Genomic DNA, 24,798 nt, shown 5'->3' with positions numbered 1-24,798 from the left:
TGGCCGGGCGACGGTGTGTTGCCGGGGCAAGCCGGTTGCGCGGCCGGTCCGGTCGCCGGCGGTTTCCGTCCGTCGGCCGGTTGCCCGGTCGCCGCGTCCTGTCGTAATCTGGACGGTGCGGCCGGGCGGTCCCGCATGAGGTGAAGGAGTATCCGTGGCATATGTGACGATCCGCGATGTGGCGCGTGGCGCCGGCGTTTCGATCACGGCGGTGTCGCAGATCCTGCACGGCAAGGGACGGTTCTCTCCCGAGACGCGGCGGCTTGTGATGGACACGGTGGAACGGATGGGCTATGTGCCCGATCAGCGCGCCCAGTCGATGCGTTCGAATGACATGACGACGGTCGGGCTGCTGGTGCCCGACCTGCGTAACCCCTACTTCGCCGACCTGGTCGCGTCCATGGAGGACGACCTGTACCGCCATGGCGTGTCCACGCTGATCGGCACGTCGGCGGAGAGCGCGGAACGTCAGGACGCGTTCATCGCCAATCTGCTGGGCCAGCGCATCGACGGCGCGATCGTCGTGCCCCAAGGCGTCGATTCGCCGGGCATGAAGTCGCTGGTGGCCTGCGGCATGCCACTCGTGTTCGTCGACCGACGGGTGCCCGGCATCGACGACGTGCCGTTCGTCGTGTCCGATCCGAGGCCCGGCATCGAGGCGGCGGTGGAGACGCTGACCCGTCTGGGACATCGCCGTATCGGCTTCGTGGCGCATTCCTCACTGGGCTCGTTCAGCATCAACGAACGCGAGACCGCGTTCCGTGAGACGGCGGCGCGACTGTTGCCGGCCGGCGGAGGCGTGGTCGTCGATTGCGCCGGGACCTACGCGTCGCGACGACGGGTGGTCGACGAGCTGCTCGAAGCCGAGGTGACGGCCATCGTCTGCGCGTATTCTCCGGATACGGTCACGATGCTCGGACTGCTGGCCGCGCGCGGCATCCGCATCGGTGCCGACCTGTCGGTGGTGTCGTTCGACGACATCGACGAATTCCGGCTGATGGTGCCGCAGATCGCGGTGATCTCGCAGCAGGCGGACCGGATGGGGCGCATCGGCGTCGACATGCTGCTGCGACGGGTGAAATCGAGTGACGGCGGCGAGCGGACGGAACCGGCTTCTGGCGCCGTGGGCGGAACGGCTCGCGATGGCCGAACCGACGACGATCGCATCGGCGATATCCATTACGTCTCCACGGTGTTTCTGGAACGCGCTTCGGTGGGGGCTGCGCCGAACGTCTCCGCATAATGTTTCACGGACTGTTTCCTGAGTTTGCCGCATTGTCGAACGAATTGTCGAAAGGACTGATCATGAGCGATGCATCCGAAACCCTCGGATTGCTGGACCGCATCCATGGCACGGTATCCGTGGTCGGCTCGATGAACGCCGATTACACGGTGACGACCGAACGGCTGCCCGGGCCGGGGGAGACGGTCAACGGCTCCCCGCTGCGCATCCTGCCGGGCGGCAAGTCCGGCAACCAGGCCGCGGCGGCCGCCCTGCTCGGCGCCGACGTGCGCATGTTCGGCGCGGTCGGTTCGGATGCGAACGCCGATTTCCTGCTCGGCAAGCTGACGGACGCCGGCGTCGACGTCAGCGGCGTGCGCCACGTCACGGGCGCGAGCGGCACGACCGTCATCACCGTGGACGCGAACGGGGAGAACACGATCGTCTACTCGCCCGGATCGAACGCAAGCGTGGACGTCGAGTACGTCACGTCGGCGCGCGACGCGCTGACCGAAGCCGACGTGCTCGGCCTGTGCCTCGAAAGCCCGATCGACACCGTCACCGCCGCGGCCCGGCTGTGCCGCGAGTCCGGCGTCACGGTGCTGCTCAACGATTCGCCGTTCACGCCGGTCCTGCCTCCCGAACTGATCGCCGCGGCCGACATCCTGCTCGTCAACGAGCACGAGATGGCGCAGCTGCTCGGCATCGACGAGCCCGCCGACGGCGACTGGAACGGGTTCGACTGGACGGCCGCCCTGGAACGTCTGCGCGCGTTCGGCTTCGAGAAGGCGATCGTCACGCTCGGCGGCGACGGATCGGTGGTGCTCGACGCCACTGCCGCGGGCAGGTCTTCCGCAACGGCCGGCGACCCCCGCGTCACGCGCATCGCCCCGGTACGCGTCGACGCCGTCGACACGACCGGCTGCGGCGACTCGTTCATGGGCACCGTGCTCGCCGGACTCGCCTCCGGCTTCGAACTGCACGAGGCGGCCCGGCTCGCGTCATACGTCTCCGCATACGCGGCGACCGGACACGGCGCCCAAGCATCCTACGGTACGGCGGCACGCATTCGCGAACGCTTCGGCGGCGATGAACGGTAGCTGAATTCCTGTTGCCGGGCCGGCAGTTCGTCTTCCGTCGGATCGATGCCGGCACTACTGTGAATGCATAGATACATATGTCGGATATGTACATATGTCGGATATGACGACCATGGCAAGGGAGGCCATCCATGAAGAAAATCATCCTCGATCTTGACACCGGCATCGACGACACGCTGGCGATCGCCTACGCATTGGGCAGCGGCGAAGCCGAACTCATCGGCATCACCGGCACGTACGGCAACGTGACCGTCGACCAGGGCGTGCGCAACTCGCTCGCCGTCACCGACCTGTTCGGACATCCCGAAGTGCGGGTGTACCGCGGCGTCGACCATCCGCTCGCACGCGACACGTTCTCGGTGAGCGAGGGATCGGCGTTCATCCACGGCGCCAACGGCATCGGCGAGGTCGAGATCCCCGATTCGAACCGTGAGCCGGAAACCGAGTCGGCGGTCGACTTCATCGTCGACGCGGCCAAGACGTACGGCAAGGAGCTCACCTACGTGCCGACCGGCGCGCTGACCAACATCGCCACCGCGCTGCGCAAGGCGCCCGAGATCCGCAACCTGCTGGGCGGCATCGTGCTCATGGGCGGCGCGCTCACCGTGCCCGGCAACGTGAACGCCTGGACCGAAGCCAACATCTCGCAGGATCCCGAGGCCGCCGACTATCTGTTCCGTTCGGGCGTGCGCTCCGAGATGATCGGCCTCGACGTGACCATGCAGACGCTGCTCACCCGCAAGCAGACCGCGCAGTGGCGCGATCTCGGCACGCCGGCCGGCGCGTTCCTCGCCGACATGACCGACTACTACATCCGCGCCTACGAGAAGACCGCGCCGGGCCTCGGCGGCTGCGGGCTGCACGACCCGCTGGCCGTGGCGGTCGCGCTCGACCCGACGATCGTGGCCACGCTGCCGATCAACCTCAAGGTCGAGCTCGACGGGCCGACCCGCGGCCGCACCATCGGCGACTACGACCGGCTCAACGACCCGTTCAAGACGACCAGCGTTGCGGTAGCGGTCAACGTGTCGCGCTTCCTCGACGACTTCATGGCCCGCGTCACGTCCGTGGCCGCGGGAAAGTGACCGCGGGGGATTCGCGGAGGTCGCGGCGCGGCGGCTACATGACCGGCACGATCGCGCTATTATCATTAGCTGACGATTAATGATAATACTGTCGACGGGACGCGCCGCGTCCGCCGGCCGAGGCCAAGGAAGTGGACGATGACGGGACCGGAACGGCACACCCGGCAAAAGGACGCCGTGCTGCGGCAGCTGCGCACATGCGATGATTTCGTCTCCGCGCAGGAACTGCATCGCAAACTCGACGACGAAGGCGTGAAGATCGGGCTGGCGACCGTGTACCGGCAGCTCAATGCGCTCGCCGACTCCGGCGCTGCCGACACGATACGGTTGGACGGCCAGCAGCTGTTCCGGCTGTGCGGTGACGACGGGCACCACCATCATCTGGTGTGCCGCCGGTGCGGCAAGACCGTGGAGATTGATCCGCCGAGCGAGGCGTGGGTGCGCAAGGTCGCCGAAGGGCATGGGTTCACCGTCGAATCCCATACGCTCGAGGTGTTCGGTTTGTGTCCCGATTGCCAGAAGGACTGATCGTTGTTGACATTGCTGGCATGTCCGCGCGATGCCGTGTCGTCATGGCGGCGACTTACGTCGCCGCGTGCGACCTCCTTCGGACGGTGAAGCCGACCTCGATCGAAGGGACCAACGGCAGTGAGGCTGGCGGTAGCCTTGGTCCTCTCACGGAGGGGGCCAAGGCTACCGCCGCAGGTTGAGGGCGTGTTAGGCGCGACGACGGCGGATGACCGTCATCATCCCGGCTGCAGCGGTCATTGCTATCACGGCAATGACCATCGTGGCGATTGACGAACCGGTGTTCGACAATGCCGGCTTCTTAACCGGCGTCGTCGGCGTGGACGGCTGCTCTGGCTCAGGCTCCGGCTCGGGATGAGGATCAACCGGCGTCGTATCCTTCGCCTTGACCGTCACCTTGAACGTATCCTCCTTGGAAGGATCCGCCTTCAACCTGACGACGACCTGCACCTCGCCGGCCCGCTCGAACGGCTTGGACAGATCAACCTCACCTCCGGCGTCAAGATACGAAGCGGTCACGGTCACATCCTTGAGCTCGACCGGCTGTTCGGTGTCATCCGACATGAACGCGGTCACCGTGAGCTCTCCGAACGTCTCGCCAACCGTGTACTTACTCTTCGCGCTCGCGCCGATCGAGTCGATCGTCGGAGTCGGGGTTGGGGTCAGGTCAGCGACGACGATCTCGAACGTGGCGGTCGCCTTCGGGTCAGCCGTGGAGGTGACGGTCACCTCGAAGGTGCCGGCTTTCGCGAACGGTTCGGTCAGGCTGACCTCGTTGCCTTCGGCATCCACGGCCTTGACCGTGTACTCGTCGCTCGCAAGCTCCTTGATGTTCTTGTCGGACATGGTCGCGAAGACCTTGAGGTCGGTGAACTTTTCGCCGACCTTGTACTGGTCCTTTGCATCCGCCGTGATCTTCTCGATCGTTGGCGCAACCGGTTCCGGCTCCTTCTCGGTCACGTTGATATCGACCGTGGAGTCGTCGAAGCTGCTGAGCGTGTCGTTGTCCATTGGCGTGGTGCCGGTGGCGCTCACGTTGACGCCGTTCGCATAGGTGCCGGTGAACTTGATCGTGCCGGTGACCTTCTGACCTGACTGAGCGGAATCCGGCACATGCACGGTCACGTCGACGGTGGCGGTCTTGCCGGCTTCCAGTCCGCCTTCGACGGTCGCATCGTCGGCGGTCCAGCCGGTCGGCAGATCGGCGATGGCCGCCTTGAGCATGGTGTAGTCGTCGGAGCTGTTGTTCTTCACCGTGACGGGCACGGTAACGGTCTTGCCGCCTTCGGTCACGGATGCGGCGTCGGCGGTGGCGGTCACGTCAAGGTAGCCGAGCCATGCCATGCTGAACGGCAGGTACATCATCTCGTGGCTATCCACGCCGCTGCCGTTGACCCAATCGCCTTCGTAGAGCATGGCGTAGCTGCCATCCTGCAGCACGGTCGTCACTGAATACGCCATGCTTTCGGACTTGTACAGCTTGCCGCTGGACCAGGTCTTGCCGTCGTCGAACGAGATGCGCACAACGCCGTTCTTACGCCCGACGTTGTTGGCCTGCGGACCCGAGAACAGCAGGATCTTCGCCTTGGCGGAGTTTTCGGGAGCGTTCGGGTAGGCGCGCAGAATATGCGCATTGTTGTTCGGATCGGGCAGCTGCTTGTCTTCCGTCACGGCACCGTAGGTCTGGCCGCCGTCATGGGAGATGGCGATCTTGCGGTAGCCGGCAGTGCCCGGACGGGCGTTGACCATCACATCGCCGTTGGAAAGCTCCACGACCTTGTTCTCGTCCATGTTGGTGGAGTCGATCACGCCGCCGACCTTCCACGAGTCGCCGTGGTCGTCGGAGTAGATCGACACCGCATAGTTGATGCTGCCGGTGGCGGGCTTGACGGCGAACTGCTGGATCAGTCGACCCTTGTGAGCGCCGTACTTGAGCTGGATGCCGGCACCGGAGGTGGCGAAACGCGACTTCCATGTGGTTTCATGGCCGGCGGTCACCTGATCGGTGATGATCTGCGGTTCGGACCAGGTTTCGCCATTGTCGGTGGACTTGGTGACGGCCGCTTGCAGCACGTTGCGGTTCGTCGGGTCAACACCGACCTGCGAGTTGGCGAAACCGGCGTTGTACGACTTGACGAAGAACAGGAAGATCGTGCCGGTCTCGCGGTCCACCATGAACGACGGATCGGAGTATCCATGCCTGCTGGTGGTGTTGCGGCCTTCGGCGACCATCTTCAGAGCGCTCCACGACTTGCCTTGATCGTCGGAATAACGCATCACGATGCTGTTCGGGTTCGGGGCGTCGCCACCTACCGGGCGCAGATCCCATGCGGTGAGCATGCGGCCGATATTGGTTTCCGCGATTGCGGGAATGCGGTAGCTTTCGTTGGCGCCGAGCTGCCTCGCCTTGGCAAGGTAGCGGGATTCGCCATCCTTGTACGCCTTGGCGATGGAGGCTTCATCCTTGTCGGCGGCCTTGATGGTGACCGGCGTGGAGGTGACGACGATGTTGTCTTGCAGCACCGTACCGCCTTCGCGGTCAGTGGTGGCCTGGAACAGGGTGGTCGGGGTAAACGTGCCCTTGATCACGTCTTCCGCGCTTATGGTGTGGTAGGCGAGGTTCGTGTTGTCGCATTGGCTGGTGCCCTTGGCGGCAAGTGTACCGATGCGGCAGTTGGCGGTAGCGGTCACGTCGGTGTTCGTCAGGTTGGAGTCCTTCGGATACACGGCGATCTGACGATCGGACGTGTTCGTGTACTCGAACTTGTAGCGAATCTTCTGGCCGACGGTCAGGTTCTCGCCGAGGCCATCCACACGAGTGGCGGTCACGGTCAGGTACTTGGCGTTCGGATCGGGCGTGGTGACGGTGACCTTCGAGCTTGTGACGGTCACGGTCTGCAACGTGTCGGCAGCGGTGGGTTTGGCGTCGGCGTTCGTCGTGGCGACCGCGGTGAAGGTCGGCGTGAAGCCGCCGGCCGTCTTGTCCGCTTCGGTGACGACATGGGTGGCCTTACCGGAACAGCTCTGCGTTGTGCCGATTCCGAGATTGCGCCAGCGGCACACCGGATGGCCTGCGGTGCTGGCGTCCAGCACTCCGCTGAGGTTCGACTCGGTCGGATACACGGTGAATACCTTGTCGCCGATGTTCTCATAGGAGATGTCGTAGGTGAGCGTCGCACCCACGGAGACGGACTCACCCAGGTTGTCGGTGCGGGTGAGCGTGAGCTTCATGTAGGTGCCGGATGTCGAGTTTTCGTCGGGAATCGGGTCGGCGGCAGCGGCGGTCATAGCGCCAGCTGGCAGGATGATGAGCATCGCGGTGGCCACAATCAGCGCCCATAGGCGTTTGATCGGGTTCGTCCGTGCCGCATGCGCTGCACGTGAATGAGCCATAAAGTTCCTTTTCTCCATTGCACGCCCGGCCCGGCCGCTTGCCTTCCCTGCTTTCGCATCTTCGCTGACGCGGGACGGCCCCTTTGCCGTCGAACGTTTCTTGTTTAGTATGTTGCTCTTGAATTATCGGCGGAAAATCAAGTTTTTTCACCGATAGACTCTGATTATAGTACACAACATGAACGAAATAAGATCCCCTCTGGCTCTATGGGGCGACGGTTCGCGCCTGATATGAAACGCCGAAGCTATCGATAATGAGAATGGGTCTCGTTATGATGTATGGTATTGGTCCGGTGGTAAGGAAGACCGCGGGCGCCGGGAACCGAAAGCCGGCGACCGTGCATTCCTTATCGAATGTCATCATAACGAGAGGAAAACCAGACATCATGTCCATCAAGCGTTCATCGATCATCACCCGCATCGCGGCAGCCGCCGTGGCCGGCATCACCGTCATCTCGCTCGCCGCCTGCGGTTCGGCCTCTGCCGCCAACGGCGGAACGGCATCGTCCGGTGACGGCAGCGGTAGTGGCACGATCGAAGTCGTCGCGTCCATCAACCAGTGGGGATCCGTCGCGGCCGAACTCGGAGGCGACCACGTCGACGTCACCAACATCATGACCAAAACCAACGTCGAAGCGCACGACTACGAGCCGACCAGCCAAGACGTCGCCAAGTTCCACAAGGCCGCCGTCGCGATCGTGAACGGCGCCGACTACGATCCGTGGGCGTCCAAGGCCGCTGCGTCCACCAAGGCGACGCTCGTCGACGCGGCCGACACCGCCGGCATCAAGGAAGGCGACAACCCGCACGTCTGGTTCTCCGCCAAGGCGCGCAACGCGACGGCCGACGCGATCACCGCCGCCTACCAGAAGGCCGACCCGACCCACAAGGACGATTACGCGCAACTCAACAAGGACTGGCATGCCAAGGAGGATGCGCTCGAATCGAAGATCAAGGACGCTTCCGCCAAAACCAAGGGCCTGCCGTACGCCGCGACCGAATCCGTCGCTTGGTACCTCGCCGACGATCTCGGCATGACCGACGCGACGCCGACCGGCTATGCGCAGGCGTCCGCCAACGAAAGCGAACCAACCCCCGCCGACATCAAGGGCTTCCAGGACGCGCTCAAGGGCGGCGACATCAAGATGCTTGTGTTCAACACGCAGGAAGCCAGCTCCATCACCGATCAGATCACATCCGCCGCGAAGGCCGCCGACGTGCCGATCGTCGAACTGACCGAGCAGATGTCGTCCGAATACGACGACCTGCTCGACTGGATGGGCGCGCTCGTCGACCGCTTCGCCGCGATCTGACGGACCCCGTCAGCTGCCGTGGTTGCCTCTCGCCGATCGTCTCCCGGCGAGAGGCAACCGTCATATCGCCATATTGGCGATGATATGCGTATCGGCAGTGTCCCGCCGGAGGATTCGACGGGACACTGCCGACGTTTCGTATGTTCGGCGGATCAGCCGACGTGACGCTCGAAGCGCTTGAAGCCGAGAATCGCGTCGATCTGCTTGAGGGCGTCGGCGGGCAGCTCCACACCGGAGGCCGCGATGTTCGATTCGAGCTGGCTCGGCTTGCTCGCGCCCACGATCACGGAGCTGATGACCGGCAGGCGCAGGATCCACGCGAGCGCCAGCACCGGCATCCTCAGGCCCAGTTCGTCGGCGATCCTGCTCAGCTGCTCGACCTTGTCGAGGTTCTCGTCGGTGAGCAGGTCGTTGATCTGGTGATCCGACTGCCACGTTGCGCGCGAACCGGCCGGCAGCGGCTGGCCCTTGCGGTACTTGCCGGTCAGCAGGCCCTGCGCGAGCGGGGAGAACGGCGTGATGCCGATGCCGTAGCGTTCGCACGTCTCGATGATCTCGTGCTCGATGTAACGGTCGACCATGTTGTACTGCGGCTGGACGACCGTCAGCGGGTGCAGTCCGCGCTCGGAGATGATGCGCTTGGCGCGTTCGAGACGCGCGGCGCTCCACTCCTCGGACACGCCGTAGTACAGGATCTTGCCCTGGTCGACGAGGTCGCTCAGCGCCTGCAGCGTCTCTTCGAGCGGCGTGGTGGTGTCGAAGCGGTGGCAGTAGTACAGGTCGATGTAGTCGGTGCCGAGGTTCTTCAGGCTGCGCTCGCAGTTGTTGAAGATGTGCTTGCGGCTCAGGCCGCGGCCGTTGACGCTTTTGCCGGTGCCGAAGAAGACCTTGCTGGAGATGACGAGGTCCTCGCGGTCGTGCTTGGCGATGAACCGGCCGAGGAAGCGCTCGGCGTCGCCGCCCGAGTAGGCGTCCGCGCAGTCGTAGAAATTGACGCCGGCGTCGAATGCGGCGTCGGCGATGGCCATCGCGTTGTCCACGGCGGCGGTGTCCTCAAGCCGGGTCATCCAGCTGCCGAGCGCGATCTCGCTCACCTTGATGCCGGCCTTGCCCACGTTGCGGTACTTCATTGATGCTCCTTGGTGTGTGATGGGTATCGGTTCCGCCGTGACGGTACGCGGCGTTGTTGAATCGTGTCACCACATACCATAGGGCTTCAAGTCCACTTGAACGCAACCGTGCGACACGCCGGATGCGGGCTTCCGGCCTCGCTCGCGAGGCCTTCCCCGGATTTCCTGATGACCTTTCCTGGGAAACTCACGCCAAGGGGCCATGCAAAAAGACCTTCCTGGAAAACTCTCCCGAAAGGGTGGTTGGGCGAGAGTTTCCCAGAAAGGTCTCATGGTTGGGGCGTCAGCTGGCCGGGAGGCAAGTGGCGCCGTTTGTCGGGCTCAGTGCCTGTGCGCGGCACGGCGCTTGATGATGAGCGCCGTCACGCCCGCGGCAAGCACGATCACGGCGACCGTCAGTACGGTCGCGATGGCGGAGCCGGTGCTGCCCAATGCCTTGGACGGCTTCGCGGCGTTCGGCGTGGCGTTCGCCGTCTTGCCGCCGTTGCCGGTCTTGCCGGGCTGGGTCGGCTGGTTCGGGTTGTCGCCTTCACCGGGCTTGCCGGGCTTGTTGTTGTCGTCACCCGGCTTGCTGGCAGGCTGCGCGATGGCGAACGTCACCTGCTTTGAGGCGCCCTGACGGGTGCCCATGTGCTGGGTTACGGTCAGATCGTTCTGTGCGGCGGTCGCCGGGGTCTTCAACGTGACCGTCCAGGTGCCGTCCTCGGCTACCTTCGCATCGCCTTCGGAGGAACCGCTGACAGTGATATCCGCGCCGGGAACGCCCTTGCCGGACAGCGACGTCACCGAGCTGCCCTCGGGCAGGCTGGACGCCGGCTGGTCCGTGACGGAGAGCGTTCCGTCGGAGGAGATGTCCGGTCGGGCGAGCAGCCAGTCCTTCGACGTGGTGGGGTGGTCGATGATGCGGACCTCGCCGATGCCGCCGTTCCAGCCGTTATCGACTGTGTCGTTGGTCATGCCCGCACCGAGCAGCCATGCCTTGTCCTTTTCGAAGCTCATGCCGCCGCGGTTCTGGGAGGTGCGGATCATCGGTACGCCGTTGATGTACATGGTGTTCATGCCGGTGGCCGGATCGTCCACGACTGCGATGTGCATCCAGCGGCCGAGCGGGACCTCGCTGGACCAGGTATCCCAGGTACCCTTGGACGCGTCCGCCGGCAGGTCGGACCATTGGATCTCCCTCAGGTTCGAGATGCCGAGCCATGCGGCCGCGGCGGTGCCGTCCCACTTGTCGTACGGGGCGTTCGGGATGCGGGAGCGGTTGCCGGTGCGGGTGAGGATCTTCGTCCACTGGTTCTTCGCCGCGGACCAGTCGTCGCTCACCCTGACGAATGCCTCGATGGTGTAGCCCTTGGACAGGTCGGCGTTGTTGACCGCCGCGTCCGCGGCGGTGCTCAGCGCGCTGTACCGGCCGGTCGAGTTGTCGCCGACGAAGGTCAGCGACTTTCCGGCGGACGAATACTGGTCATGGTCGTCGCTGACGGTCACGTCCCCGTCCTGCGCGGTGGCCGACTTGGTTTCGTCGTTGGTCAGACGGTGCAGGTCGTTGCCGTTGCCGCTCGCGTCCTTGACGGTCATGTCGCCGGTCACGGCCTTGCCGGACTGCAGGTCGTTTGCGCGCCAGAACGCCAGTGTGCCGGGCACACGCGTGTAGTCGTCGGTGGAACCGGGCTCGGCGATGGACTCATCGTCCGCCGGGGTGCCGGGGAATCCGTCGAGGATCGACGCCTGTGCCTTGGCCAGCAGGGAACCGGTGCTGCCGGTGCCCGCCTTGAAGTTCGGGTTGAAGCTCTTGAAACGTTCGGTGTAGTTGATGTCGATGCTGTACTGGCGGTTGGTGTCGGTGAGGACCGGCTTGTCATAGCTGGTGAGCTTCTTGCCGTCCTTCGCCTTGCTGACCACCCATGGGGAGATGGTGGTGAAGTTGAACTGGTTGTGGGTCAGATCGAACTCGCTCAGGCCCATGTAGCCGTCGCCGCCCTCGTAGGACATCTGGTAGTCGATGAGCACCTGAATGACGTCCTTGCCGTGGGCGTTCTTGCGGACCTTCTCGGTGGAGCCGTGGAAGTGTCCGTTGATGGTGAGGAAGATCTGGTCGTTCTGGGAGATGAACTTGTTCCACAGTTCGCCCTGCTGCAGGATCGGGTCGACCGGGGTGACCTGGTCGGCGGCGATATTGAGCAGATCATGCGTGGTGACGATCGCCGGCAGGGTGGGGTGGGCGTCCAGCACCTTCTGGGCCCAGGCGATGGTGTCGTCGGAAATGCGCCATGCGAACGCGAACACCAGGAACTGCTGTCCCTCGGCCTCGAAGATATGGTACTGGCTCATGCCGGTGGAATCGGAACCCTGGTAGGTGGAGACGTGCTGCGCACGGTTGGGGCCGAACCACTTCACGAACGGCTCGTTCTTGTAGTCCAGCTGGTTGTCGTTCACGTCGGCGTTGGTCACATCGTGGTTGCCGGGCAGGATCGAGTACGGCGTGTTGGTGTCGTCCAGCGTCTTCATGGCCTTGTCGGCGGCCTGCCACTCGTTGTCCTTCCAGTACTGGTCGACGATGTCGCCCAGCTGCGTGGTGAACCTGATGTCGAAATCGTTCTTGTGGTCGGCGATCCACTGGGTCTGCACGTCGAACGGGTTCTTGCCGTATTCGGGGACGAAGTTGCTGTCCGAGTAGCGGCTGTAGAACTGCGTGTCCGGGATCACCGCCATGGTGAACCGGGAACCGTTCTCGGCCGAGCCGGGCGCGGTGATCTGCGGTTGCTGCGGTTCGTCCGCGATCGCCGTCTGCGGGGAGGCGATGCCGACGGACGCGATCATGGCCAGTGAACCCAGCGTGGCGACCGCAGTCGCCGCGAGGTTTCGAATGCTGATGTTCATGTCGTTCCTTCGCTCTGTGCCGTCGCATGATACGCGACAGCCATCAGCATAGAAGCGTCATGGCAACGCCCGGTGATACGGCATCGTACGTGACGCGTATGGCAGGCGAATTTTCCGCGACGGTTACGTCGCGTCCGTCCGCAGAGCATGCACGAGTATGCGAAAAGTCCCGTGCCCTGACGAACAGGGATCACGGGACTCAATCTGCGATACGTTCCGCCGCTATGTGCCGGTCAGGCGGCGAAGTATTCGACGCCGGCCTCGAACAGCGGCTGGTACTTGTTGCCGGGGACGTTCACGTACAGGCCGTTGCCGGAACGCTCCGAGTGACCCATCTTGCCGAACACGCGACCGTCCGGGCTGGTGATGCCCTCGATCGCGAGCAGCGAGCCGTTCGGGTTCACGTCGAGGTCCATGCCGGGCACGCCGGACTCGTCCACGTACTGCGTGGCGATCTGGCCGTTGGTCTTGAGCAGGTCAAGCACCGGCTCGGACGCGACGAAACGGCCTTCGCCGTGGGAGATCGCGACCGTGTGGATGTCGCCGACGGAGGTCTTCGCCAGCCACGGGGACAGGTTCGACGCGACGCGCATGCGCACGAGGCGGCTCTGATGGCGACCGATGGTATTAAACGTCAGGGTCGGGCATTCCTCGGTCATCGGCACGATATCGCCGTACGGCACCAGACCCAGCTTGATGAGCGCCTGGAAGCCGTTGCAGATGCCAAGCATCAGGCCGTCGCGGTTCTTGAGCAGGTCGCGCACGGCCTCGGTGACGGCCGGAGCGCGGAAGAACGCGGTGATGAACTTCGCGGAACCGTCCGGCTCGTCGCCGCCCGAGAAACCGCCGGGGATCATCACGATCTGGCTCTTGTTGATCTCCTCGACCAGAGCCTGCGTCGACTCGGCGACGGCGGCCGGCGTGAGGTTGTTCACGATCAGCGTCGACACGTCCGCGCCCGCTCGTTCGAACGCGGCGGCCGAATCATACTCGCAGTTGTTGCCCGGGAACACCGGGATCACGACATGGGGCTTCGCGACCGGAGCGCCCACGTACACGGTCTTCTTCGGCGTCTCGAACGTGACCGTCTCGGTCGTCTTGCCCTTGTCGGCGCCCTTGGAACGGTACGGGAACACGGATTCGATGCCGGACTCCCACTCCTCCTGGACCGCGTCCAGATCAAGCGTCTCGCCCGCGGCGCGCAGCTCGTACGCGGCGGTCGTCGTGCCGATCTCGCCGATCTCGACGAGGTTCGACGCGGCCGGCAGCTTCGCGTCGTCCGCCAGCTCGACGATGAACGAGCCGTACGCCGGCGTGAACAGATCGTCCACGGCGATGCCGTCGTTGAGAGCGACGCCGATGCGGTTGCCGAGCGTCATCTTGAACAGCGCCTCGGCCGTCGCGCCGTAACCCGGCGTGGACACGGCCAGCGCGTCGTGGAAGTCGGTCAGGTTCTCGACGATCGAGAACGCCTCAAGCAGCGCGTCCTTGTCCGGCGTGATGCCGTCAGCCAGATAACGCGGCGCGATGCGCACGACGCGGTGGTCGGCGCCCTTGAACTCCGGCGACGTGGCGCGCTTCATGCTGCCCACGGCCACGGCGAAGGAGATCAGGGTCGGCGGCACGTCGAGATGTTCGAACGTGCCGGACATCGAATCCTTGCCTCCGATCGCGCCGGCGCCGAGATCGATCTGCGCCATCAGCGCGCCGAGCACGGCGGCGGTCGGCTTGCCCCAGCGTTCCGGCTCGTCGCGCAGCTTCTCGAAGTACTCCTGGAAGCTCAGATACGCCTTTTCATGCTCGAAGCCGGCGGCCACGAGCTTGGCGAGCGACTCGACCACCGACAGATAGGCGCCGGTGAACTGGTTCGCGGACATGATGTACGGGTTGAAGCCCCACGCCATCGCGGACGCTGTGGTCGTCTCGCCGAACACCGGGAACTTGGCGACCATCGCCTCGTTCGGGGTGAGCTGGCGGCGGCCGCCGAACGGCATGAGCACGGTGCCGGCGCCGATCGTCGAATCGAAGCGCTCGGACAGGCCCTTGTTGGAAGCCACGTTCAGATCGGTCACGACCGCGCGCAGACGATCCGCGAGCGAGCCCTCACGCCAAGAGGCCGGCGTCTGATACGCCTGCTGCTCTTCGACGTGCACGACCTGATGCTTGGACGCGCCGTTGGAGGCGAGGAACTCGCGCGAGAGGTTCACGATCTCGTCGCCGTTCCACGTCATCACCATGCGCGGATCCTCGGTCACGGTCGCGATGACCGTCGCCTCGAGGTTCTCCTCGCGGGCATAGCCGAGGAACTCGTCCACATCCTCGGCGGCCACGTCCACGGCCATGCGCTCCTGCGATTCGGAGATCGCCAGTTCGGTGCCGTCAAGGCCCTCGTACTTCTTCGGCACGGTGTTGAGATCGACGTACAGGCCGTCCGCGAGCTCGCCGACCGCCACGGACACGCCGCCCGCGCCGAAGTCGTTGCAGCGCTTGATCAGACGGCACGCGTCGCCGCGGCGGAACAGGCGCTGCAGCTTGCGCTCGACCGGCGCGTTGCCCTTCTGCACTTCGGCGCCGTCCAGTTCCAAAGACTCCACGTTGTGCGCCTTGGATGCGCCCGTCGCGCCGCCGATGCCGTCACGGCCGGTGCGGCCGCCGAGCAGGATGATCTTGTCGCCCGGGGCCGGGGTCTCGCGGCGCACATGATCGGCCGGGGTGGCGGCCACGACCGCGCCCACCTCCATGCGCTTGGCCACGTAGCCCGGATGGTAGATCTCGTCGACCTGACCGGTGGCGAGGCCGATCTGGTTGCCGTACGAGCTGTAGCCGGCGGCAGCGGTGGTCACGAGCTTGCGCTGCGGCAGCTTGCCTTCCAGCGTGTCGGCGACCGGCACGGTCGGATCGGCGGCGCCGGTGACGCGCATCGCCTGGTACACGTAGGAGCGGCCGGACAGGGGATCGCGGATGCAGCCGCCGATGCAGGTGGCCGCGCCGCCGAACGGCTCGATCTCGGTCGGATGGTTGTGCGTCTCGTTCTTGAACAGGAACAGCCAGTCCTCGTCGTGGCCGTTCACGTCCACCTTGACCTTGACCGTGCAGGCGTTGATCTCCTCGGACTCGTCGAGGCCCGTCAAGATGCCGTTCTTCTTGAGCCATTTCGCGCCGATCGTGCCCATGTCCATCAGGCAGACGGGCTTTTCGTCGCGGCCCAGCTCGCGGCGCAGCTCAAGGTAACGCTCGAACGCGGCCTTGACGGTCGCGTCGTCGATGACCACATCGTCGAGTTCGGTGCCGAACGTCGTGTGACGGCAGTGATCCGACCAGTACGTGTCGATGACCTTGATCTCGGTGATCGTCGGCTCGCGCTTCTCGGCAGAGAAGTACTTCTGGCAGAACTCGAGATCCGCCAGATCCATCGCGAGGCCTCGCTCATCGATGAACTTCTGGCCGGCGGCCGCGTCCATCTCGTTGAAACCGGCGATGACCTCGACCTTGCCCGGCGTCGGCACGGCGGTCTTCAGGGTCTCCTTGACGGCAAGGCTCGCCTCGCGGGCCTCGACCGGGTTGATCACGTAATGCTTGATCGCATCCACGTCCGCGTCGGTCAGCTCGCCGGACAGGGCGTACAGTTTGGCGGAACGGACGGTCGGACGTTCGCCCTGCGAGATCAGCTGGATGCATTCGCTCGCCGAATCGGCGCGCTGGTCGAACTGTCCGGGCAGGAACTCGGTGGCGAACACCTTCGCGTCGCCGAAGTCGGGCAGGTCGTTGGAGACGACATCGACCTGCGGCTCACTGAACACGGTCGGCGTGGCCTGGGCGAACAGCTCGGCGCTGATGCCCTCCACGTCGTAACGGTTCACGATGCGCACGGACTCGAGTCCGGTCATGCCGAGGATCGTGCGCAGTTCGCCGGCGAGCTGCTGCGCCTCGACGTCAAAGCCGGGCTTCTTTTCCACGTACACGCGAAAAACCATGGAAATCCTTTCTTGCAAAACTCTTGGGATCGTCAAATACAACGAAAACGGCTCCCTCTGATGGCAGGGGGAGCCAGGAAACGGATGTCAGGCGACTTCGATGCCTTCGGACTTGGCCAGCTCGGCCAGACGGCCCTCGATCTCCTCGTAGGCCGGGATGATCGAGCCGAGACCGCGGCGGAACAGATCCTTGTCGAGGTGCTCGACCTTGCCGGAGTGATCGCGCTGGTCCCACAGGCGGCAGGAATCCGGCGTGATTTCGTCGGCCAGCAGCAGCGTGCCGTCGGAGGCGCGGCCCATTTCGATCTTGAAGTCGACGAGCTTGACGTCGATCTTCGCGAAGATGTCGATCAGGGCCTCGTTGATCTTGCGGGCCAGCGGGGCGATCTCGGCGAGGTCCTCGCGCGTGCACACGCCGAGCGCCACGAGATCGTCGTCGTTCACGAACGGGTCGTGCAGATCGTCGTTCTTGAGGAAGTACTCGAGCACCGGCTCCTTGAGCGGCAGGCCCTCCTCGACGCCGAGACGCGAGCAGAAGTGGCCGGCGGCGGTGTTGCGCAGCACGATCTCCAGCGGGAACATGTCCATCTTGCGCACCAGCTGGGCGGTGTCGTTCACGCGCTTGACGAGGTGGCTGTCGATGCCGCGGGCCTTGAGCAGGTCGAAGATGATGGTGGTGATGAGGTTGTTCAGACGGCCCTTGCCGGTGAAGTCCTCCTTCTTCTCGCCGTCGCCGGCCGTCGCGGTGTTCTTGTATTCGACCCACAGGATATCCGGGTCGTCGGTTGCGTACAGCTGCTTGGCCTTGCCCTCGTAGAGCTTTTCCAGTTTCTCCATGATCGCCTTTCAAATCAGCGGAATTTCTGGGTGAACTAACGGTAAAAGGGTACCAATAAAGGGCTACAACCGGGGCGTTTCCGGAGTGGCATGACGCCGTTCGCGCCGCTCGTCGTCCATGCATGGGCGCGGCATTCCGGTCACGGTGGCGTACGCAATGCGGACGGCGACGTTGACGGCATCGCTGATCGTGCTACTACTGGCCATGTCACAGTGTTGTGGAAGAGAGGTCCATGATGATTGATCATATTGTGCTGTTCGTGTCGGATGCGGCCAGAAGCGCCGATTTCTATGAGAAGCTGCTCGCGCCGGTGGGATATGAGCGCAAGGACGACCCTGAGATCGGCACGTTCTTCAGCAACGGCGAGGACGGAGACCTCATCTTCCTGATCGTGCCGCGTGACGACCAGCCGGTCCAGCCGGTGCACGTCGCGTTCCGCGCCCACAACGAGGACGAGGTCAAGGCGTTTTACGAGGCCGGACTGGCGGCGGGCGGCACCGACAACGGCGCTCCCGGCCCGCGCCCGAACTACGGTCCGACGTATTACGCCGCGTTCATCCACGACCCCGACGGCAACAACATCGAAGCCAAGATTTCGTGAGCGGGTCGCCTTTGGCGTTGCGAAAAGCCCGTGGGGCGTTCCTCCGAATGATTCGTGCATTCCGGAGGAACGTCCCACGGGCTTTTCTCGTGTCAGCCAGTGTCGGTTAACGTACGGTGATGTCGAGCGCATCGGCCACGTGGGCGGCCTTGGCGCGGGCGTCGTCCGCGGACGAACCGATCGCCAAGGCGACCGCCATGCGGCGATGCCCGTGCACCTCGGGCTTGGCGAAGATGCGCAGATCAGTGCCCGGTTCGGCCAGCGCGCCCGGCACGTTCGAGAACTCCGCCTCGCCGTCGCCCGCCACGACGATCGCATGGCTCGCCGCCACGGCGCCTTCAGGCATCGCCAGCGCCACATGGCCGGCCGTCACCGGCAGACCCAGGATCGCCCGCGCATGCAGCGCGAACTCGCTCAGACGCTGCGAGATCATCGTCACCATGCCGGTGTCATGCGGGCGCGGGGAGACCTCGTTGAACAGCACCGAACCGTCCGTGAGCACGAACAGTTCCACACCGAATACGCCCCAGCCATGCTCGCCGGTCGCCGCGGACTTCGCCACCAGCCCCTCGACCGCACGGCGCGCGATCGACTGCGCCGTCTCCAGCACGCCGGCATCCGTCGCCGCAGGCTGCCACGATTCGCGGTAATCGCCCGATTCCTGACGCTGCCCGATCGGCGCGCAGGTCACGATCCCGGCCGACGACGATACCGTCAGCACGGTCAGCTCATAATCCAACGGTGCCAGCGCCTCCACGATCACGCGCGACACATCGCCCTCGCCGGACGCGCGCCGACCCTCCTGCGCCTCCGTCCACGCGGCGTCGATCGCATCCGCCGACCGCACGACCGACTGGCCATGACCGGACGAGCTCATGATCGGCTTGACCACGCACGGGTAGCCCACCTCGAGCGCCCCCGCACGCAGCTCATCGAGCGATCCCGCGAACCGATACGGGGTGGTCGGCAAACCCAGCTCCTCGTGCGCGATCACGCGCAGGCGCTCGCGATCCATGCAGATCGCCGCGATCTCGGCGCTCGGCACCACCTGAATGCCGCGTGCGGCCGCGGCCGCCAGCTCGCCCGTAGCGATCGCCTCGACCTCCGGCACGATGATGTCCGGCCCGACCTCGTCGAACAGCGCGCGCAGCTGATCCGCGTTCGCCATGTCGAGCACGCGGTATTCGTGCGCCACCTGCTGAGCGGGGGCGCCCGCGTACGAATCCGCCGCACACACCCATGCGCCGAGACGCATCAGCTCGATCGTGACCTCCCTGCCCAACTCGCCCGCGCCGAGGAACAGCACGCGGGTCGGCCGGGCGCCCAGCGGCGTGCCGAGCATGCGGCCGGGCGCGACGGGGGAGTGGGTCGATGCGGAAACCGGGGAAACATTCATATCGCTCATGTCCTTCATTGTGCCATCGAGGGGTGCCAGCAACGCCGCGCCGGCTTGCGCGCCGCCGGCAAGCGTCGTACAGTGTCGGGCTATCGATGGAATCCGTACGGAGGACGACGGCGTCTTCCGGTCCCATCGGTCCCTGACGCAGTATGGGAGGGATCATATGGCGGATACGACGCAGAAGTCGAAATCACCCGGCTCGGGACTGCAGAAAAGCCTCAAGCTCATTTTCGTCTACACGGTGGCCACGGGATGCATGTTCACATATGTGAGCTATTGGGATTCCGTGTTCTTCAGCTATTGCGGCGCGGGAACGTTCCTCGCGTTCGCTCTGATGACGGTGGCCATCCTGCCCACGGCGCTCGTCTACAGCGAGATATCGCCGCTGTTCAAGACGGCCGGCGGCGAGCTGATCTACAACACCGTCGGCATCAACAAGCACGTCGGGTTCCTCGCGTCATGGCTCATCATGGCCGCGTGGATCTCGGTGCCGCCGGCCGTGGTGATGGCCATTGCCACGTACATCGGCAAGCTGTTCTCGCTGAACCTCACGTTCCAGGTGACCGTCGGCATCGGCGTGGCGATCCTGCTGCTCGTCTTCATCATGAGCCTGCAGGACATCCAGTTCCTCGTCAAGATGCAGGCCGGATGCCTGTTCGCGAACATCGGCACCACGCTGATCACCGCCGTGCTCATCCTGACGTCCGGACACTGGTCGATAGCCAACGTGCTCGACCTGTTCTCGTTCTCCTCGCTCGACTCGTCGATGGGCATCCCCGCGTGGATCATCGGCATGGCGCTGCTCATCACCCCGTACTTCGGATTCGAGACGGTGCCGCAGATGGTCGAGGAGGGCGACTTCCCGATCACCAACACGAAGACCGCCATCTGCGGATCGGTGCTCACCTGCGGTGCGATCTACACCGTGTTCTTCTTCTGCGTGGCCGGGCTCGCGCCGGTGCATGACCTGCTGGCGGGAGACGCGGCCAACGGCTTCATGACCATCACCGCGATGGAGAACCTGCTCGGATGGAAGGTCTGGCCGGTCATCTACGGCCTGGTGTCGATCCTGCTCGGCATGACCGCGTCGATCCTCGGATTCTGGATGTCGACCGTGCGCATGCTGTATTCGATGGGCACGAAGAACTTCCTGCCGGGCGCGTTCACCAAGGTGAACAAGCATCAGCAGCCGATCCTGCCGAACATCTTCCTGCTGGGCATCAGCCTCGCGTTCATCCTGCTGCAGAACGCCGGCAGCTTCATGAACGACTTCTTCAACCTGATGTCGTTCGGCTGCGCGTGCGCCTACGCGCTGACGATGATCTCGGCCGTGCGCATCCGCCACAAGCATCCCGAATGGTACCGCAACAACGGCAACGTGGTCCGCGGCGGCGACGCGACGCGCATCCTCGCGATGGTCATCATGATCGCCATCGCGTTCTTCTGCACGCTCGGACAGGGAATCGGCTCGTGGATCTCGTTCGGCGTCTATCTCGGCGTCGGCGCGGTGATCTGGCTGTGGATGGTGCTGGTGCGCTGGAAGAAGTCGCCGGTCATCATCGAAACGCCGGACGGCGAGCAGGAATTCTGAAACCCGCCGTCGGCCGGTCGTCGGCCGAGCCGACCCGGTCGTCGGTCCGGCATCGGTCCGGCGCCAGTCGATCGTCCGACGATTCAATCGTCCAAATAAACAATCCAATGCAAAGGAGCATCATCATGGTTCAGCCCAAACTCGAAGGCAAGGTCGCCATCATCACCGGAGCGGCCGCCGGACTCGGCGAAGGCATCGCCGAAACCTACGTCAAGTACGGAGCGAAGATCTGCATGGTCGACCTGTCCGCCGACGTGGACGCGACCGCCGACCGCATCCGCGGCATGTATCCGGGAGCCGAGATCGTCACCGCCGTCGCCAACGTGGCCGACCGCGCGCAGATGGACGCCGCGGTCGCGAAGACCGTCGAGGCGTTCGGGCCGATCAACGTGGCCTGCTGCAACGCCGGCGTGTGCCGTCTCGCCCCGTTCGAGCAGATGAGCGACGAGATGCGTGATTTCCACATCGACGTGAACATCAAGGGCGTATGGAACACCTGTCAGGCCGCTATCCCCTCCATGCTGTCCAACGGCGGCGGTGCGATCGTGATCGCCTCGTCGGTGACCGGCGACATCGTGGCCGACGCGGGCGAGGCCGCCTACGCGATGACCAAGGCCGCGCTCGTCGGCCTGACCAAGTGCCTGGCGGTCGAATACGCCGACCGTCACATCCGCGTCAACTGCTCGCAGCTCGGCTATGCGCGCACGCCGATGGTCGAGAAGATGGCCGTCGAGTCGAATCCGGACGATCCGGAGGCGGCGATCAACGACATCGCGGTCGGCGTGCCGATGAAGCGACTCGCCAAGCCCACCGAGGTCGGCGAGCTGTTCGCGTTCCTCGGCAGCGACGAGGCCAGCTACATCACCGGTGCACAGATGGTGATCGACGGCGGCAGCACGCTGCCGGAGACCATGAGCATCGGCACGAACTGACGGGCCCATCCTGCGCATTCCGCCTGATTGCGCACGGACGCCGTACCGGGACGATCGCATGTTCCGGCACGGCGTCCGTGCGTGTGGCCCATGCCGGCGGTCGGCGGCGGCGATAGGATGGAGCAATGCTTGAGAACAAGGCAGGATCAGGCGATACCGCCGCCGAGACGGAACAGCCGAGGCTCGACCGCCCGCTGACCATCGCACTCGTCATGGACACGATCGGCAACAAGGGCAACGGCACGTCCAATTCGGCGCTGCAGTATGCGCATGAACTCGAACGGCAGGGCCACCATGTGCGTCTCGTGGGCATCGGCGCCCCCGAATATCCGGCGCGCGTGAGCCGCGTGCCGATCGTCTCGTGGGTTGCGGCCAAACAGCAGATGCAGTTCGCCGAGCCGAGCGAAACCCTGTTCCGCACCGCCTTCCGCGGCGTGGACGTCGTGCACGTCTATCTGCCGTTCCGTTTCGGCCGCCACGCCGCGCGGGCCGCGCGCGCCATGGGCATCCCGGTCACCGCCGGATTCCATTTGCAGCCCGAGAACGTCACCTATTCCGCAGGGCCGCTCAAATACGTGCCGGGCATCTCGAATTTCCTGTACTGGCTGTTCAAGACATGGCTGTACCGCGGTATCGGCCACATCCACGCGCCCACGGAGATGATCGCCGGCCAGCTGCGCGCGCATGGGTATAAGGCCAAGCTGCACGTGATCTCGAACGGCTACACGGCCCGGTTCACGCCGAAGACGCAGCGAGTCGCCGGAGAGCCGGTTCCGGTCCCGTTCCGCATCGTCGCGTCCGGGCGTCTCACCCATGAAAAGGACCATATCACGCTGATCAAGGCGATCGCGCGGTGCCGTCACGCCAAGGACATCGAACTGACGATCTGCGGCACCGGGCCGCTGCAACGCTACCTGCGGCTGCGCGCGAAAATGCTGCTGGCGCGTCCCGCGTCGATCGGATTCCACAGGAACGACGACATGCCGGCGCTGCTGCGCTCGTGCGATCTGTTCGTGCATCCGTCGATCGTGGACATCGAATCGCTGAGCGTGATCGAAGGCATGGCATCCGGACTGGTGCCGGTGATCGCCTCGTCCGAACTGAGTGCGGCCGGACAGTTCGCGCTGCTCGCCGAATCGTTGTTCCCGGTACGTGACGTCGCCGCGCTCGCCCAGCGCATCGACTGGTGGATCGACCATCCGGACGAACTGGCCGCATGGGGCGCGCGATACGCCGAGCATACGAAGGAGCATTATTCGGTGGAGGCGTCCGTCGCGAAGTTCGTGGACATGGAACGCGAGGCGATCGCCGACGCCGACTGACGCCAGGCAGCGAGGATTCCGATTCATTCCGATTCGGGTTAGGCCCGCATCCCGAGCCGGGGCCGACCCGAATCGTCTTTTCCGCAAACCTTGAGGCAGATTTGGCCGATCAACGAGGTCTTTCCTCAAACTTTGAGGCAATCGCTCGACGTGCACATGCCGAAAACCATCCTGCATGGGCCGGATTGGTGCTTCACGCAGCGGGACACCTGCCTCAAGGTTTGCAGAACGACCCATGCGGCAAGCGGAATCCGCCTCAAGGTTAGCGAAAAGCTTCGCGACCGGACTATTACAGCAGCGCGAGCAGCTCCTCGACCTGCGCCTCGGTGGTGGACCAGCTCGTGCAGATGCGCATCACGACATGGTCCGCGTCCGCCTGTTCCATGAAACCAAGACGGACTCCGGCTTCGAGGCGTGTGCGGGTCGCGTCGTCCAGCGTGATGAAGATCTGGTTCGTCGGCGCGTCGAAGGTCAGCGTATAGCCCTTCTCACGCAGCACGGCGCGGATGCGGTCGGCCGTCTCATTCGCGTGGCGGGCGATGCGCAGGTACAGTCCGTCGGTGAACAGCGTGTCGAACTGCAGTCCCAGCAGCCAGCCCTTCGCCAGCAATGCGCCGTGTTGCTTGATAAGCGTGAGGAAATGCCTCGGCGTACCGCTGAACTCGCCGTGGTGCGTGAACACGACCGCCTCGCCGAACAGCGCGCCCACCTTGGTGCCGCCGATGTAGAACACGTCGGCGATGCGGGCGAGATCGGCGAGCGTCACGTCGTTGCCGGTGGCGGTCAGCGCGTAGCCGAGGCGCGCGCCGTCCACGAACAGCGGCATGTCGTACTTGTGCGCGACCTCGGCGATGCGCTCGAGCTCGTCCTTGGTGTACAGCGTGCCGTATTCGGTGGCCTGCGAGACGTAGACGGAACTGGGGAAGACCATGTGCTCGTAGTTGCCGTCCGCATAGAACGTGGCGCAGTACCGGTCGAGTTCGTCGGCGTCGATCTTGCCGTTATGCGCGGGCAGTGTGAGGACCTTGTGCCCGGTCGCCTCGATCGCGCCGGCCTCATGGACGTTCACATGGCCGCTGGTCGCCGCGACGACGCCCGCGTACTGCGGGGTGATCGAGTCGATGACGGTCTGGTTGGTCTGGGTGCCGCCGACGAGGAACCACACGTCCGCGTCCGGCGCGCCGCATGCCTCGCGGATCTTCGCCTTGGCCTGCTCGCAGATGTCGTCCGAGCCGTAGCCGGGGAACTGCGTCGAGTTCGTCGCGGCGAGTCGGTCGAGGATCTCGGGGGTGGCTCCGCAGGAATAGTCGTTTTCGAAGGACAGCATGTCGGCTCCTTGGGCAAATGCGGCCGCGCTGACGGCGGACGACGCGTGACGATGACGCACACGAGTCTACTCCGGGCCGTATCGGTCGGGCGGCGGCCATGCGGAGAGGCCGGGGTTTGGTCTGGCGCGCATATGCGAAGCGGCGGCCCGTACGGATGATCGT

16 protein-coding genes are annotated in these 24,798 nt (G+C 64.7%); 9 read left to right on the top strand and 7 right to left on the bottom strand.

Features of this window, described 5'->3' with window-relative positions:
* The first annotated feature begins 154 nt into the window (after positions 1-154).
* From GFD25_RS00775 to GFD25_RS00760, 4 genes are all read left to right on the top strand, one after another.
* Entirely contained in the window at positions 155-1,243 is a 1,089-nt protein-coding gene (locus GFD25_RS00775; protein ID WP_163228964.1) for a substrate-binding domain-containing protein, read from the top strand.
* A gap of 62 nt (positions 1,244-1,305) precedes the next feature.
* On the top strand, positions 1,306-2,322 hold the full coding sequence (locus GFD25_RS00770) for a ribokinase (protein ID WP_163228962.1): 1,017 nt from the start codon (positions 1,306-1,308) through the stop codon (positions 2,320-2,322).
* A gap of 131 nt (positions 2,323-2,453) precedes the next feature.
* Entirely contained in the window at positions 2,454-3,407 is a 954-nt protein-coding gene (locus GFD25_RS00765) for a nucleoside hydrolase (protein WP_163228960.1), read from the top strand.
* A gap of 138 nt (positions 3,408-3,545) precedes the next feature.
* Entirely contained in the window at positions 3,546-3,935 is a 390-nt protein-coding gene (locus GFD25_RS00760) for a Fur family transcriptional regulator (RefSeq protein ID WP_163228959.1), read from the top strand.
* 189 nt (positions 3,936-4,124) lie between these two features.
* Here GFD25_RS00760 and GFD25_RS00755 read toward each other — a convergent pair whose 3' ends face one another.
* Entirely contained in the window at positions 4,125-7,328 is a 3,204-nt protein-coding gene (locus tag GFD25_RS00755; RefSeq protein WP_163228957.1) for an exo-alpha-sialidase, read from the bottom strand.
* 386 nt (positions 7,329-7,714) lie between these two features.
* Between GFD25_RS00755 and GFD25_RS00750 the strand changes: the two genes are divergently transcribed.
* Positions 7,715-8,641, top strand: coding sequence for a metal ABC transporter solute-binding protein, Zn/Mn family (locus tag GFD25_RS00750; RefSeq protein WP_163228955.1), 927 nt, complete (start codon positions 7,715-7,717; stop codon positions 8,639-8,641).
* A gap of 152 nt (positions 8,642-8,793) precedes the next feature.
* On the opposite strand, the gene GFD25_RS00745 is transcribed toward GFD25_RS00750, so the two are convergent.
* The 4 genes from GFD25_RS00745 to purC form a co-directional block, all read right to left on the bottom strand.
* Complete coding sequence (locus GFD25_RS00745; RefSeq protein WP_163228953.1) at positions 8,794-9,771, bottom strand: aldo/keto reductase family protein; 978 nt, start codon at positions 9,769-9,771, stop codon at positions 8,794-8,796.
* 321 nt (positions 9,772-10,092) lie between these two features.
* Positions 10,093-12,651 carry an Ig-like domain-containing protein gene (locus GFD25_RS00740; RefSeq protein ID WP_163228951.1) on the bottom strand — a complete coding sequence of 853 codons (2,559 nt, stop codon included), beginning with the start codon at positions 12,649-12,651 and terminating at the stop codon, positions 10,093-10,095.
* A gap of 233 nt (positions 12,652-12,884) precedes the next feature.
* Complete coding sequence (locus GFD25_RS00735) at positions 12,885-16,625, bottom strand: phosphoribosylformylglycinamidine synthase (protein WP_163228949.1); 3,741 nt, start codon at positions 16,623-16,625, stop codon at positions 12,885-12,887.
* 87 nt (positions 16,626-16,712) lie between these two features.
* A complete protein-coding gene (gene purC, locus GFD25_RS00730) occupies positions 16,713-17,462 on the bottom strand; it encodes a phosphoribosylaminoimidazolesuccinocarboxamide synthase (protein ID WP_163228947.1) in 750 nt (249 codons plus the stop codon).
* Positions 17,463-17,698: 236 nt separating this feature from the next.
* Here purC and GFD25_RS00725 point away from each other — a divergent pair, with 236 nt between their 5' ends.
* Positions 17,699-18,064 carry a VOC family protein gene (locus tag GFD25_RS00725; RefSeq protein ID WP_163229041.1) on the top strand — a complete coding sequence of 122 codons (366 nt, stop codon included), beginning with the start codon at positions 17,699-17,701 and terminating at the stop codon, positions 18,062-18,064.
* A gap of 106 nt (positions 18,065-18,170) precedes the next feature.
* Here GFD25_RS00725 and purT read toward each other — a convergent pair whose 3' ends face one another.
* A complete protein-coding gene (gene purT, locus GFD25_RS00720; RefSeq protein ID WP_163228945.1) occupies positions 18,171-19,469 on the bottom strand; it encodes a formate-dependent phosphoribosylglycinamide formyltransferase in 1,299 nt (432 codons plus the stop codon).
* A gap of 157 nt (positions 19,470-19,626) precedes the next feature.
* Here purT and GFD25_RS00715 point away from each other — a divergent pair, with 157 nt between their 5' ends.
* From GFD25_RS00715 to GFD25_RS00705, 3 genes are all read left to right on the top strand, one after another.
* Positions 19,627-21,054, top strand: coding sequence for an APC family permease (locus GFD25_RS00715; protein ID WP_163228943.1), 1,428 nt, complete (start codon positions 19,627-19,629; stop codon positions 21,052-21,054).
* Between the two features lie 125 nt (positions 21,055-21,179).
* Positions 21,180-21,986, top strand: coding sequence for an SDR family oxidoreductase UcpA (ucpA, locus tag GFD25_RS00710; protein WP_163228942.1), 807 nt, complete (start codon positions 21,180-21,182; stop codon positions 21,984-21,986).
* A 125-nt stretch (positions 21,987-22,111) separates the two neighbouring features.
* A complete protein-coding gene (locus tag GFD25_RS00705; RefSeq protein WP_163228940.1) occupies positions 22,112-23,308 on the top strand; it encodes a glycosyltransferase in 1,197 nt (398 codons plus the stop codon).
* A 289-nt stretch (positions 23,309-23,597) separates the two neighbouring features.
* Here the strand turns inward: GFD25_RS00705 and GFD25_RS00700 are convergent, their stop codons facing one another.
* Positions 23,598-24,635, bottom strand: coding sequence for a threonine aldolase family protein (locus tag GFD25_RS00700; RefSeq protein WP_163228938.1), 1,038 nt, complete (start codon positions 24,633-24,635; stop codon positions 23,598-23,600).
* Between the last annotated feature and the right edge of the window lie 163 nt (positions 24,636-24,798).

It is taken from the genome of Bifidobacterium aerophilum (assembly GCF_010667685.1).
GTDB classification, from domain to species: domain Bacteria; phylum Actinomycetota; class Actinomycetes; order Actinomycetales; family Bifidobacteriaceae; genus Bifidobacterium; species Bifidobacterium aerophilum.
The sequence above is the reverse complement of the archived record's forward strand: the minus strand, read 5'-3'. Positions and strand labels throughout refer to the sequence as shown.